Source organism: Corynebacterium sp. A21 (assembly GCF_052266655.1).
GTDB lineage: Bacteria > Actinomycetota > Actinomycetes > Mycobacteriales > Mycobacteriaceae > Corynebacterium.
In genome coordinates this window covers 62,196-75,849 of record NZ_JBQPQY010000005.1, presented here as the reverse complement: position 1 = coordinate 75,849, position 13,654 = coordinate 62,196, and the positions used below count along the sequence as shown (strand labels likewise).

Annotated in this window: 8 protein-coding genes and 1 tRNA gene; 5 read left to right on the top strand and 4 right to left on the bottom strand. The window is 65.1% G+C overall.

All coding sequences use genetic code 11. The annotated features are described in order from the left end of the window. Nucleotides 1–13: 13 nt before the first annotated feature. Nucleotides 14–490, top strand: coding sequence for a thioredoxin-dependent thiol peroxidase (gene bcp / locus ACTU46_RS09800; protein WP_443381395.1), 477 nt, complete (start codon nt 14–16; stop codon nt 488–490). A 20-nt stretch (nt 491–510) separates the two neighbouring features. Beyond that, nucleotides 511–1,191 (top strand): TetR/AcrR family transcriptional regulator, encoded by a 681-nt coding sequence (locus ACTU46_RS09795; protein ID WP_443381393.1) that lies wholly within the window; start codon nt 511–513, stop codon nt 1,189–1,191. A 51-nt stretch (nt 1,192–1,242) separates the two neighbouring features. Here ACTU46_RS09795 and acpS read toward each other — a convergent pair whose 3' ends face one another. Next, nucleotides 1,243–1,650: a holo-ACP synthase AcpS gene (gene acpS / locus ACTU46_RS09790; protein ID WP_443381391.1), complete on the bottom strand. Its 408-nt coding sequence runs from the start codon at nt 1,648–1,650 to the stop codon at nt 1,243–1,245. 106 nt (nt 1,651–1,756) lie between these two features. Between acpS and ACTU46_RS09785 the strand changes: the two genes are divergently transcribed. After that, nucleotides 1,757–2,434 (top strand): hypothetical protein, encoded by a 678-nt coding sequence (locus tag ACTU46_RS09785; protein WP_443381389.1) that lies wholly within the window; start codon nt 1,757–1,759, stop codon nt 2,432–2,434. Between the two features lie 298 nt (nt 2,435–2,732). Here the strand turns inward: ACTU46_RS09785 and ACTU46_RS09780 are convergent, their stop codons facing one another. From ACTU46_RS09780 to ACTU46_RS09770, 3 genes are all read right to left on the bottom strand, one after another. Next, nucleotides 2,733–11,825, bottom strand: coding sequence for a fatty acid synthase subunit beta domain-containing protein (locus ACTU46_RS09780; protein ID WP_443381387.1), 9,093 nt, complete (start codon nt 11,823–11,825; stop codon nt 2,733–2,735). A 236-nt stretch (nt 11,826–12,061) separates the two neighbouring features. Continuing rightward, nucleotides 12,062–12,259 carry a hypothetical protein gene (locus tag ACTU46_RS09775; protein ID WP_443381386.1) on the bottom strand — a complete coding sequence of 66 codons (198 nt, stop codon included), beginning with the start codon at nt 12,257–12,259 and terminating at the stop codon, nt 12,062–12,064. Between the two features lie 366 nt (nt 12,260–12,625). After that, a tRNA-Leu gene (locus ACTU46_RS09770) sits at nt 12,626–12,707 on the bottom strand. A gap of 79 nt (nt 12,708–12,786) precedes the next feature. On the opposite strand from ACTU46_RS09770, the gene ACTU46_RS09765 reads away from it, so the two are divergent. Together ACTU46_RS09765 and ACTU46_RS09760 are read left to right on the top strand one after the other, a co-directional pair. Beyond that, nucleotides 12,787–13,230: a hypothetical protein gene (locus ACTU46_RS09765; RefSeq protein WP_443381384.1), complete on the top strand. Its 444-nt coding sequence runs from the start codon at nt 12,787–12,789 to the stop codon at nt 13,228–13,230. Next, complete coding sequence (locus ACTU46_RS09760; RefSeq protein WP_443381382.1) at nt 13,230–13,604, top strand: DUF3817 domain-containing protein; 375 nt, start codon at nt 13,230–13,232, stop codon at nt 13,602–13,604. Before ACTU46_RS09765 ends, ACTU46_RS09760 begins: the two co-directional genes overlap by 1 nt. The last annotated feature ends 50 nt before the right edge of the window (nt 13,605–13,654 follow it).

Genomic DNA, 13,654 nt, shown 5'->3' with positions numbered 1-13,654 from the left:
TAAGCTAGTGGGCATGACTGAATCGATCCGCCTCACGGTCGGGGATAAAGCCCCCGAATTCTCACTGCCCAATGACGCCGGAACCACGACGTCACTGTCGGACTTCGCCGCCGCTGGTGAGCGCGTGCTGGTCTATTTCTACCCGCGGGCCAACACCCCGGGATGCACCAAGGAGGCCTGTGATTTCCGGGATTCCCTGGCCCCGCTGGGCGAGCTGGGTATCAAGGTCCTCGGTATCTCCCCGGACACGGTGGATAAACTCGTGAAGTTCCGCGAGGACCACGAGCTGAATTTCCCGCTGCTCTCCGATGAGTCCAAGGAGGTCATGCTGACCTACGGGGCCTTCGGCGAGAAGAAGAACTACGGCAAGATCGTGCAGGGTGTCATCCGTTCCACTTTCCTGGTGGAGGCCGACGGCACTCTCAGCCTGGCGATGTACAACGTGAAGGCCACCGGCCACGTGGCCCGCGTTATTCGCGATCTGCCCTAAAGGACCAGTTGACTGATCATATGACGAAGGAGATGCCGGAGCAGCCGGACAGCGGCGCGAACCAATCCCCCGATCTCTCGGAGATCCTGGTTCCGCGACGTCGACCTGCGCAGCAGCGCAGCCGGGAGCGTTTCAACCGTATCCTCGCCGCCGCCCGCTCAGTGCTGGTCGATCACGGTTTCGAGTCCTTCACCTTCGATGAGGTGGCCCGGCGGGCCGAGGTTCCCATCGGCACCCTGTACCAGTTCTTCGCCAATAAGTACGTCCTGATCTGTGAACTCGACCGCGTGGACACCGCCGAGAATGTGGCTGCGCTGCGCCAGTTCTCGGAGCGGGTCCCGGCCCCGCAGTGGCCCGATATCCTCGATGAGTTCATCGAGCACCTGGCCGTCCTCTGGCGGGATGACCCCTCCCGCCGTGCGGTCTGGCACGCCATCCAGTCCACCCCCGCCACCCGCGCCACAGCTGCCGCGACTGAGAAGCAGATGCTCGAGATCATCGCCGCCGTAGTCGAGCCGCTGGCCCACGACGCCACCTATGAGGACCGGATGCAGCTCTCCGGTCTGCTGGTGCACACGGTCTCCTCGCTGCTGAATTATGCGGTGCGCGATATGGCCCGTGAGGACGTGCGCTTCAACAACGTCGTCGAGGAGATCAAGCGGATGCTGGTGGCCTACCTCTTCGCCGTCGCTGCCTCCTAACCCCCGCTTATCAATGCTCGCGGTGGCCACCGCGAGCACGGTCGGGGTTGCTCAAGCACCACGCAGGCTGATCAGGCAGCTGGCGGTGGCGTAGTCCCCGTCATGGCTGATGCTCAGGGCGCAGTGGATCTCCCCGATCGACTCCGCCACCGCCCGGGCCACCGAACCCACCGGCTCCAAGGCCACCCGGCCCCAACGGTCGGGACGGACCTCCACTTCCTGCCAGGGCACCTGGTCCGGCGCCATCACCGGCGGGCGCCCATAGAGCGCCTGCGACCAGGCCTTGATGAAGGCCTCCTTAGCCGCCCACCGGCCGGCCAGGTGCGTCGCACGATCCGGTTTAGCCGCCGCCACGCGTAGTTCCGTGGCGGAAAATACACTCTCGAAGGTGCTGCCCGGCCTCGCCAACTGCTCGGCGAAAGCGGGAATATGCACCAGGTCCACTCCGATATAGGTCACCCACCCATCATTCCACGTCAGGTAGCCCAACTCAGAGCGCGGAACATGCCCGGGCGGACTACCATCGGCAGAGAAATAGGCAATATCAACGGAGAGTCACACATCCATGGCAGACAGTGGTTTCTGGGGAAAGCTGTTCCGCTGGAACCGCGCTGATGAACCCGCGTCCTCTCATGAGCGTCGCGGTGAGCACTCGCTCCTCCGCGCCCGAGAGTATGCCGCCGAACAGGGCTGGGTATTCAGTGAACAGCAGGAGCAGCTCTTGGCCGACACACTGGCGGAACTGCGCAGGTTCGGCTTCTACCCCTCCTTCCCCATCGACATCGCCTACACGGCCTACCGCTGCAAGGGTGGGATGCCTGCCTTTATCAAGCAGCCCTTCCGGCAGCTTCTCAAACTGCGCGGGCCGGAATTGGAACCGCTCTTCAACCGGGTTCTGCTCCCCGACCGGGACTTCGTCAGTGACGAGGACGCCTACGTGGATCTGCTCTGGGAGGCGGTCGCCGCCGCAGAAACATCGGAGCTGCTCAGTAACGTCAACTCCCGCATGGATTTCCAGCACACCGGGCGCGGCACGCTGAGCTACACCTTCGGCCAGCGTCGCGTCACCCACAAGATCCGGATCGATTTGGACCTCGGTGATAAAGAAGCGGTGCGGGAAATCGCGGCGAGTGTCAGCCCCACCAACTACGACCTCATCTACGACGGCGAAAACTTCTACTGCTGGGTGCCCACCCGCCACACCGCGGCGTTCCTCCAGCTACTTCAGCTCCAGGAAGACTGAAGCCCCGGCCGCGAAAGCGGCCTGAGCCGGTGTGCCTGGCGGGCTGTCTACCCCACCTGGGGTTTGACGTTTAGGTCTCGAGGATCGACCAGATAGCACCTCCACAAGGACAATTGGGCTGATCCTCGAGACCTACCCGTCACCCCAGAGTTTCCAGCCAGACCGGAACAGATACGCCGAACCCAGAAAAGGGAAAATCCCCGGCTCAGAATTTCTCTGAGCCGGGGACACCCCCTTGAACTAACCCTCAATCAGCCGGGAAAACCCGGCAACCAGTCATGGAAGAGCAGCTGAAAACCTACTTCAGCTCAGCACCGGTGCGGAGGACCCCGTCACGCAGGCGGGCATCCTCATCCAGCAGGATGGCTGCTTCGCGCTCCTTGACGGCGACGCCGGTGCCACCGAGGTTACGGTCGGTCGGACGCTCGTAGAGCGCGGTGGTGCCCAGCATGCCGGAAACGATGCGGCGCAGGCCAGCTTCCTCACGCTGCTCGGCGCGCTGCTGCCATGCGGCGGCGACGTCTTCGCCACGCTCGGTACGCAGGGCCTCCACGAAGGCACCCGGGTGAACCAGGGCAACCAGCGCGGAGACGTGGCCGAAGCCCAGCGAGGTGATCAGGCCGGCCTTCGGTGCCTTGGCCGCCAGGTCCAGCGGCTTGCGCAGCCAGACCAGGTGCTCGTGGTGGGCCAGCACCGGATCGACACAGTCCAGCGAGCGGTTCGCCGGGACCTGCCCGGAGCGCAGCACCTGCAGCAGGCCGGCCATCTGGAAGGCTGCGGCGCCACCCTTGGGGTGGCCGGTCAGCGACTTCTGGGAGACGATGTAGAGCGGGTTGCCATCGGTACGACCCATCGAGGCGGCGATGCGCTCGTGCAGGTCGGACTCGTTCGGGTCATTGGCGTTGGTGGAGGTGTCGTGCTTGGAGAGGATCGAGATCTCATCGACACCGACACCGACTGCGGCCAGCGACTGTGCCAGGCGGGAGTCCATGCCACCGCGGGCGGCGGACAGGGCACCCAGACCCGGCGCCGGGATGGAGGTGTGGGCACCGTCGGCGAAGGACTCGGCGAAGCCCAGCACACCCAGGACCGGCAGGCCCAACTCAGCGGCGAGAGAGGCCCGGGCGACCAAGATGGTGCCGCCGCCCTCGGACTCGATGAAGCCGGCACGACGACGGTCGTTGGCGCGGGAGAAGAAGCGGTGCTCCACGCCCTTGCCCTCGAGCTCGGCGGAATCAGCGGTGGCAGCCATGTCACCGAAGCCGGTGATGCCCTCGGTGGAGAGGTCATCCAGGCCACCGGCGACCACGAAGTCAGCCTTGCCCACGCGGATCTTGTCCATGGCCTCTTCCACGGAAACCGCGGCGGTGGCGCAGGCTGCGACCGGGTGAATCATCTGTCCGTAGCCACCGACGTAGGACTGCATGACGTGTGCGGCGACGACGTTCGGCAGTGCTTCCTGCAGGATGTCGTTGGCACGCGGCTCAGCCAGCAGACCGTCGATGTAGAGCGAGCGCATGGATTCCACGCCACCCATACCGGTGCCCTGGGTGGAGGACACCCGTGCCGGGTGCAGTCCGGCGAGCAGCTCGGCCGGGCTGAAACCGGAGGAGAGGAAAGCGTCTACGGTGCAGACCAGGTTCCACAGTGCCAGGCGATCGAGGTTGTCGATCATGTCGGCCGGGATGCCGTAGACAGCCGGGTCGAAGCCCTCGGGGATCTGGCCGCCGACGAAGCGGGACATCGCCATGCGGCGCGGCACGCGGATTGCGGAACCGGCGTGGCGGACCACGGTCCACTCCTCCGCTTCAGCGTCAAAGTAGGCGGAGGTGTTGTCCGGCTCGGAGTCCACGAAGGTCTTCGCGGTAGCCTTATCGGCCACGTTGAAGCTCAGGTCGCGATCGAGGTAGACGGTGGTCAGCTCCGGTGCGAGGTTGTTGACCATGTGGAAATCGTCGTGGAAGCGACGCACACCCACCTTGGACAGCACCTCATCGTGGAAGCGCTCGAAGATCTCCTCTTCGAGGATCTCATTGTCCTCGGCGTCATACCAGGACGGCTTCGGGTCGGTGTCCCAGTGGATCAGACCCATGGTCCAGGCCAACTCGGTGACACCGGCGGCGGAAAGGTCGCCGTTGAGCTCGGCATCGAAGCGGGTACGGGCGGAGCCGTAGGGGCCCAGCTCGCCGACGCCGACGATGACGGCCATGTCCGCCAGGGACTGGGAGACCTGACCGGAGAACTCCGGGGTGGTCTGGTTCAGACGGCGGTACGGGGTCGGCAGGGCCGCGATGGTGCGCGGCTCCTCGACCTTTTCGGCCGGTGCGGCAGGTTCCTGGGCAGCAGCTTCCCGGGCCATTTCAGCGAGGTTGATGTCAGCCTCGCCCAGACCACCGGTGAAGTCGACCACCACAGGTGCCGAAGCGGCCTGCGTACGGATCTCGGCGGAAGCCTGGCCAACGAGCAGCTCGGCGATCTCGTTGGTGGCGTAGGTGCGGACACCCTTGGCCTCGACGATCTCGACCATCGGGTCGTTGCCGCCCATCAGGCCGGTGCCGCGGACCCAACCGATCAGGGCGTGCACCAGGGAGGTGCGATCGCCCCAGACGGTCTCGGCGTGCCAGCGGGTGACTAGCGCATCAAGGGCGGCCTTGGACTCGCCGTAGGCACCGTCGCCACCGAAGCGGCCACGGTTCGGGGAGCCCGGGAGAACCACGTGCAGGCGGTGACCGACGTTGACATCGCCACCCAGCTCGGACAGTCCGGCCACCAGGCGCTCAACGGCCCAGAGCAGCAGACGCATCTGGGACTCGGCCTGCGGGCCAGCATCCGCCAGGGTTCCCTGCACGCGCGGTGCGGCGAACGGGAACAGCAGGGTCGGGATGAAGGCCTTCTTGGTGATCTTCTTCTGACCGTTGACGGTGGCGGACTGATCGGAGCCGACCCACTCGATGACGGCATCCAGATCAGCGTAGGAGGACAGGTTCGCCGGGATGATCCACAGTGCGGCGTTGCCCTTGGCAGCGCCGGCGTAGAGCTCCTTGTAGAAGGTCAGACGCTTATGGTTCAGGTTGGAGGTGGTGACCACGACGGTGGCACCGCCGGCCAGCAGCTCCTCGGTGACCGCCGCGGCGATCGACTTCGGGGAGGCACCGGTAACCACGGCGACATCCTTGGCATAGGCCAGCTTCGGGATCTCCCGGGCCGCGGCGGCCAGCTCCGGCAGACCGAGGAACTCGGCCTGCTTTGCGACGACCTCGCCGGTGCCGGTGACATCGATATCTTCGGCGGCCAGCTCGCCCAGGGAAACGCGGGTGAGGTCCTCACGGGCCGAGGCCCAACGGTCGTCGAGAAGCACGGCGCGGTTGGCGTCGAAGGAGGGAGCGACCTGGCGGGGCCAGTCCGAACCCAGCTCGCGGGAGACGAGGTCGTAGAGGGCTGCGTCAGCATCCTCATCCTCGAAACCGGTGGTGTAGTCGATGCTGTCCAGACCCAGCTGCTGGAGGATGGTCCGCGCGGTGGCGGCCAGCACACCGGCCTTACCGGTGACCTGCTCAGCGAACTCGCCCAGGGCGGCGGAGTCAACGACTCCCCCGGCGCCGCCACCGGCAGACGGCAGGGCCACGCCCACCCCCTGCTTGGCGGCGACGGCCTGGACGGCGGCGTCGATCAGCGCATCCAGCTCACCGGCATTACCCGGCGCGGCCGGAGCCAGGGAAGCCAGCTCGCCACCGCGCAGGGAGGCACCCTCACGGGAACCGATGACAACCTCGGCGACGACGTGGTCGGCCCAGCCCTGTCCCAGCTCCCAGGTGCCGGTGACCCGCTCGGCGATATAGTTCGGCTTCTTGCCGGTCGGGCCGGTGATGCGACGCAGCGCGTCAGCGGCGGAATCGCCCAGCACCGGACCGAAGGCCTTGTAGCCCTTGGCCATCTTGGAGACGGTGACCTTCAGGTCACCGATCTCAGCATCAGCGGCACCGTCGATGGCGCCGAGACCGAACTCCACGCCCAGGTCCAGCAGCAGCTGGTTACGGCGGGAGGAGACACCCTCGACGAGGGTCTCGATGGAATCGGTGGCACCCATCTGATCCGGGCGGACCTTGGTCCACACCGCGATGAGCATCTCGGTGGCATCCGAGGGGGTGAAGGAGATGTCCGCGGGGCGGGCACCACCGGCAGCCGGCGCCGGAGCGGCCGGAGCCTCGGTGGCGGCCGGGGCCGCAGCTTCAGTCGCCTGGGCGGCGGCCTCAGCCGGAGCCTCGGAAACCTCCTCGGCGACCTCGCGTACCACTTCATCGGTGGCAAAGACGATCGCGCGCTCACGCTCGACGTTGAAGACCTCAAGATCGGCATCATGGTACTTCGGCAGCGCCAGGGTGCCGCCCATCATGTTGGCCAGGGTCGGGGCGGCACCGACGCCAACCTCGACGAAGCGCTCGACACCCAGGCCACCCTTTTCGGTGGCGCGGATCAGCAGATCCTGGGTCTCGATCCAGCGGACCGGGGAAGCGAACTGCCAGGCCAGCAGCTCGATGAGAATGATACGGGCGAGCGCCACCTCATTCTTGGCGCGCTCCTCGAAGTTGTCCAGGAGATCGCGCAGCAGCTCCGACTCAGCGACCTTGAGCATGTCCTCGATGAAGTCACGGGAGAGCTCGAAGGGACGGGCCACCAGGTTCGGGATGTAGCGGCCGACCAGGACGTCCAGGTCAAACTCATGCGGCAGCAGGGAATCCAGGTGCGCGCGGAAGTCGCCCACCCCATCACGCAGGTGCGAGGAGTGGAAGGGGACGTCGATACCCGGGATCATGACCAGGGCACGCTGCCCCGGGCCACGCTTCTCGGATTCGGCGGCCAGCGCAGCCAAGCCCTTGCGGGTACCGGCGATGGCGTACTGCTTGCCCAACAGGTTGTGGTTGACAATCTCCAGGAACTCGCCGGAGGCCTGGGACACTTCATTGATGAAGTCGTGGACCGGCTTGGCCTCAACATCATTGACCTTGATGCCGATCTTATGCGGGCGCAGGGCACCGAGACCGTAGTTGGAGTTGCCGTTGGCGTCACGGTCGACCAGGCGGTGCATGGTCAGTCCGCGGCGGTAGACGATCTCCACGACCGACTCCAGGGTCAGCACGCCGGAGTACGCAGCCAGGGCGTTGTACTCACCGACGGAGTGGCCGGCGAAGAAGGCCCGCTGGTTAAGCGCGGAAGCCTCATCCATCTCAGCGATCTGGGCGACCCCGAGGGTGGCCATGGCGACCTGGGTGAACTGGGTCAGGAAGAGGACCCCGTCCGGGTGGTGGAAGCGCTCGCCGTCGACCCAGACCTCGGTCGGGTTGTTCTGGACGATCTCCAGAACGGAGAAGCCCAGTTTGGTACGGGTGTGCTTGTCAGCACGCTCCCAGACATCGCGGGCCGCGGCGGAGGAGGCGCGGGAATCCATGCCCATCCCCTGGGACTGGATGCCCTGTCCCGGGAAGGCGTAGAAGGTCTTCGGGGAGGCCATGACCGCGGTGGCGGTCAGGACCAGGTTGCCGTTGACCGAGGCGGTGACGGTGCGGACCTCGCCGCGGCCCGGGCGGTCATCCACCCCGGCGCGTTCGACGTTGAACTCGATGGTCTCTCCCGGCAGGACCGGGGCCAGCATGGTGGCGGTGTACTCGACGACCGCGGAGGGGGCGGTGGTACCGGTCCCCTCCTCGGCGAAGCCGCCGCCGGCGATCAGTTCACCGATCGCAGAGGTCCACATACCGTGCACGATCACACCCGGCAGACCGGCCAGGCCGGCAGCTACCTCGGAGACGTGGATCGGGTTGCGGTCACCGGAGACGACAGCGAAGGGACGCATGCTCGAAGGTGCGGTGACCTTGGCGTGCGAACGGAAGCTGCGCGGGGTGTCCACGACTGAGGGCAGTGCCGAGGTGTTGGTACGCGCGGTGGTGTTGCCGTTGCGGCCGCGGATGGCGAAACGCTCGGAAAGGGTGGCCAGCTGGGATCGGCCCACGGCGATCTTCGCGCGGACGACGACCAGCCGACCCATGTCGGTGTCGGAGACCTCATCAGCGGTGGCGGTGACCTTGAGCTCCACCGGACCGTTGTTCAGGTTCGGCAGCTCATCGAGCATGGTGATGTGGTGCTCGAGGTGGACCAGGGAGAGCATGCCCTCGACCACGGAAGCGGAATCCGTGCCAGGGATGATCGCGGAGTTCACGGCGGCGAACACGGCTGGCCAGGCGCGCCCGACCAGGACGTCGGGAGCGGTGGTACGCGCGGCGATAGCGGTCGGCAGGTGACCGATGGTCACGTTGTCGTAGTCCGCGGCAACGCCGGCATCGAGGGTGGTGGTCCAGGAGGCGACGCCGTCCTTGACCGGTGCCAGCTCGCCGCCGGCTGCCACGCGGGTCAGCTCGGCCATGGCCACCTCGGCATCAGCCTGGGTGACCTGCGGGACGGCGCTGATCACGGCGTCGGTGGGCAGGGTGAAACGGATGTTGAGTTCGGTGACGGTACCGAAGGCGGTGGAACCGGCCAGCGGGACGGTGAGCACAGCGTGCTCGGCATCCTCGGTTGCCAGCACAGCACCGGTGGGTGCGTGGGTGGCGGACTGGTTGTCTTCTCCCAGGACCCAGGCCTCCGGCTGTCCCAGACGCTGGGTGAAGGAGGTGGCGTGACGGCCAGCCCAGTAGGTGCCAGTGGCGGAGAGCACGCGCTCAACAACGGTGGCTTCGGTCTCAACCGGGGCTTCGCCCTCAGTCTCGAGACGCTCGACGGAAGCCTGGTTGAAGCGCGCCAGCAGGTCGGCGACCGGCTCGTTGGCGATGGTGATGCCCTCGACAGCGGCGGTACCGGGGATGATGCAGACCTGGTCTGCGGTGTAGCGCTCATCGTGGGCCTGCCACAGTGAGTCGGAACGCCACCAGCGGCGGACATCCTTATCGATGACCGGCACGAAGTTGGCCGGCTTGCCCGGGTTGCGCAGCAGGGTGTTGACGAACCAGGAGGCATCCGCCGGGTGCACCAGCTCAGTGGCGGCGATCGGGTAGTTCTCGACGATGGCCTTGATGGCCGCGGTCGGATCCTGCTCGATGTCCAGGGAGACCAGCGGGGTGAACTCACCGTGGTCGACCTCGCTCAGGCGGGCCTCGACCCGGTCCAGCAGGGTGGTGAAACGCTTGAACCAGGAGGCGTCGGTCCACTGGCCCTGGTAGGGGCCGGACAGCTCCAGGTAGCGCTCCAGCCACTGCTGGTAGGTGAACTCCTCGAGCTCACCGAAGTAAGGCTTGGCGGTCTTGGCGATCGCCTCGATGATCTCCTGGCGGCGGGCGGCTACTGCTTCAACGTCACCGGCGACCTCGTCGAGAAGTCGGCCAGCCTTGGCGAAGGAGTTGTCGATCTCGTGGATGTCCGCGCCCAGCTGGGAACGGCCCGAAGCCATCCCCTCGGCGGCGCCGCCGGCGGCGACCCAGCCCTCAATGCCCTTGGTCTCAACCAGGGCCTGCTTGACGGCCTCGGAGGCGGTGGACTCCTTGGTGGCCATGGCGGCGGTGCCGATCATGATGGCATCGACCGGCATGGCGGGCAGGCCGTAGGCCTCAGCCCAGGTACCGGTGATGTAGTCAGCGGCACGCTCGGGGGTGCCGATGCCGCCGCCGACCGCGAGGATCACGTTATCGTGTGCTCGGATCTGCGCGTAGGTGTTGATCAGGAGGTCATCGAGATCCTCCCAGGAGTGGTGTCCACCGGCCTTGCCGCCCTCAACCTGGGCGATGATCGGGATGTCCGGGACCGCAGCGGCGACCTTGAGAACGCTCTTGATCTGCTTGACGGCACCCGGCTTGAAGGAGATCCAGGGGAAACCGGCATCGCGCAGCTCCTTGACCAGGGCCACGGCCTCATCCTGGGCGGGCATGCCGGCGGAGATGACGATGCCGTCGATCGGGGCACCATTGGCACGGGCCTTGGGGATCAGACGCTTGCCCTCGACCTGCATGCGCCACAACTCGGGGTTGAGGAACATGGTGTTGAACTGGGCGTTGACACCCGGGTCCAGCATCTCGGTGAGCCGGTCGAGGTTCTCCTCGAGGATGCCCGGGGTGACCTGGCCACCACCGGCGAGCTCAGCCCAGTTACCGGCGTTGGCGGCTGCGGCGACAATCGCCGGATCCACCGTGGTCGGTGTCATGCCGGCGAGCATCATCGGCGAGTAATCGGTCAGCTCAGTGAAACGGGTGACCAGCCGGGTCTGGCCGTCACGCTCCTCGATACGCGGGGCGAAGTCGGCGAAATCGACGGGCAGTGCGGGTGCGAGACCGGCGTCGAAAAGCGTCGCCTGCCCCTCGGTGCCACAGACCACGAGCGTACCGACGCCGCGACCGGCGACGATGCGGGAGGTCAACGGATCGACGCCGCCATCCGGTCCCATCTCCAAGATCCAACGGGCGCCGGACTCCACTGCGGAATCAACCTCAGCAGGCCAGTCCACGAAGGAGGTCAGGACCTGCTCGGCGAGCTCGCGGGCGAGCTCACCATTCAGGCCAGCAGCGGTCGCCCAGGTGACGGTCTGCTCCACCGCGGCATTCATCGCCGGGTGGTGGAAAGCGGTCTGCACGTTGAGCGGGGAGAACTTCGGGGCGAAGGGCTGTCCGCCACGCTCCTTGTTCTCGATCTTCTTCGCGTCTCGGGCGGCCAGCTTGCTCAGCGCAGCGATAACGTTCTCGTTATCGTGCGGGCGGCCCACCAGGACAAAAGCCTCACGGCCGTTACGCAGGCCGACGACCGGGCGGATTTCCTCCGGAACCTCAGCGCAGACTGCGGCGATGACCGCTTCAAGCTGCTCGCGGGTGATCCCGGAGATGGCGATCATCGGGGCGGAATCGCCCTGCTGGATCAGACCCGTAATACGCGAGGTGCGGGTGATGGCGGCACCGATGAGCTCGGCGATGGCCATGACCTCAGCGGCAGTGCCGCGCTCCTGCTGCCAGGCGGCACCCAGGACGCCCTGGGAATGACCGATGGCGGCGACAGCCTGGCTCAGGTCCAGCCCCTGACGCTTCAGGGATTCGCCGGTGGCGAGCTGGGAGGTGAAGATACCCGGGACACTGATCGCGGCCTGGGCGGTATCAAAGCCGGGGTCCGTCTCTTCGCGGGCCCAGGTAACGGGATCGAAGCCGTGCGGGCGGGTGCCCGCCAGTTCATCGGCGACGGCGACAAGCTTCTGTGCTGCCTCCTCGACCACAGCAGCGACAAGGGAGCCGCTGCCGGCCGCGACTGCGACGCGCAGCGTCTTCAGCCAGTCATAACCCTGCCCGGCGAAAGCCAGTGCGAAGGGCTCGCTGTCGAAGCGGTTGATGAGACGGTCCAACCCGAGGTTGGTGCTGTATTCGGTCACGTGAAGCTCGCTCCTGTGTTTCCAACGTTTCATGTCTAACCCAAGGCAGAGAAGTGCCCTGAAGTTTCGTCTGCCAAATATGCCACAAAATCATGAGGAAAGCGTCATCTTTTGGTATCGGCAGGGTCGTGTCGTGACATGTTCTGGGCATGTTTTCCGGGAAGTTTTGTGCCCCCTGAAGTGGGGATGTAACACTTTCTAAGGTGGGAGTTCAGAACTTTTCGCAGGCTGGGCCACTAAGCCAGAAGCTCCCTGAGGAGTTCGATAGTCTCCCCCAGTGAAGTGTGGGATTTTCCACTGATCCCATCCGCAGGGACAAGTATCACACCATCGGCGGGCAGGAATTCCTGGCAAGAATGGTCCGGAACGACCTCAACAATGGGGGTCAGACCACGTTCCTCAAGCCAGGCGTCGAATGAGTTCGAGATGCTCATGGCGCCCAGAGTAGTAGGCATCACTGCCCGGCGGCCACACTGACAGTCCACAGGACGCCGGGGACACCCCTGGTGTTACGAAGAAGAACCGCACTGTTGCCGACGCTTATAGAAGAGCCCCGACCGAGTACTCCTGCCGGACGGTGCCGGTGGGCGCTGGTCTATTACGGGGAGCATGAAGGGTAGGTCTCGAGGATCGGGCGAATTAGATGAATTCTGAGGGCATTCGGCCGATCCTCGAGACCTACCCTTCACTCTGTCCTGGAGACACCGGCGCCCTTGGTCCCCGATCCTCAGGCCGAAAAGCAGAATGGCCGGTCATTGAGACCGGCCATCGACCCGGCGATACTAACCGGGTATATGTAGTGCGCCCGGGGAGACTTGAACTCCCACGTCCTAAGACACTGGAACCTAAATCCAGCGCGTCTGCCAATTCCGCCACGGGCGCTTAACGATTAGAAAGTGTACTTCGTCACCACCATTGAGCGCGAATCCGCTTTCCGGGGGTACTTGGGTATCCTAAGGGCGTGAGTGAAAACAACGGTAACCTCAGGGATCGAAAGAAGGTGCGGGTCTCCCACATCGTCTTCCTCGCCATCGCCGTGGTCGCCTGTGTCTCTCTTGCGTATTGGCAGTGGTCACGATTTCAGGAGGGTTCCGGCACTTTCCAGAACCTCGGCTACGCATTTCAGTGGCCGCTCTTCGGTGGTTTCTTCGTCGTGGCCTACCGGATGTGGCTGAAGTACGAGAATGAGATGATTGACGCACAGAACGAGGCCGGCGATATCAACACCCTCTATGAGGCGGATAAGCGCATCTTCGAGGAGAAGACCACCTCCATTGATGAGGATTTCCTCCCACCGCGTCCCACCATCGACGTAGACACTTTCAATGCACTGAATACCCCGCGCCGTGGCGCAGCAGATGGCGGGAACGCCCGCTCCGCCGACGGATCTAAGGAAAGCCACTGATGTCCCAGCAGTCCACTGTCACCGCACCACAGGTCCATCCCGAGCGGAAGAAGCGGGTGCGCCTGGCGCTGAACCTCTTCTCCGGCACCGCCTGGATCACCGGTATTTTCCTGATCCTGCTGTGTATCCGCATGATCATGGAGTATGTCCTGAAGATCGAGCTGCCTAGCTGGGCTACCTTCGTGGCGATCTTCCATGGCTGGGCCTACATGATCTACCTGATCTGTACCCTGAACTTGGGGCTGAAGGCCCGTTGGGATCCGGCCCGTTGGGCCACCACCGCTATCTCCGGTGTAGTGCCTTTCCTCTCCTTTGTCGTGGAGAAGAACCGTCGCCGTGAGGTCAGCGAGAAGTTCCAGCTCGCCCAGCCTTAGAAGAGCGACCTTAAAGGTCCGGCATTAACTGCCGGACCCACAACAGGTCC

Coding starts and splice junctions, on each gene's coding strand:
- bcp (WP_443381395.1), top strand. CDS start 14: ATGACTGAATCGATCCGCCTCACGGTCGGGGATAAAGCCCCCGAATTC.
- ACTU46_RS09795 (WP_443381393.1), top strand. CDS start 511: ATGACGAAGGAGATGCCGGAGCAGCCGGACAGCGGCGCGAACCAATCC.
- ACTU46_RS09785 (WP_443381389.1), top strand. CDS start 1,757: ATGGCAGACAGTGGTTTCTGGGGAAAGCTGTTCCGCTGGAACCGCGCT.
- ACTU46_RS09775 (WP_443381386.1), bottom strand. CDS start 12,259: ATGAGCATCTCGAACTCATTCGACGCCTGGCTTGAGGAACGTGGTCTG.
- ACTU46_RS09760 (WP_443381382.1), top strand. CDS start 13,230: ATGTCCCAGCAGTCCACTGTCACCGCACCACAGGTCCATCCCGAGCGG.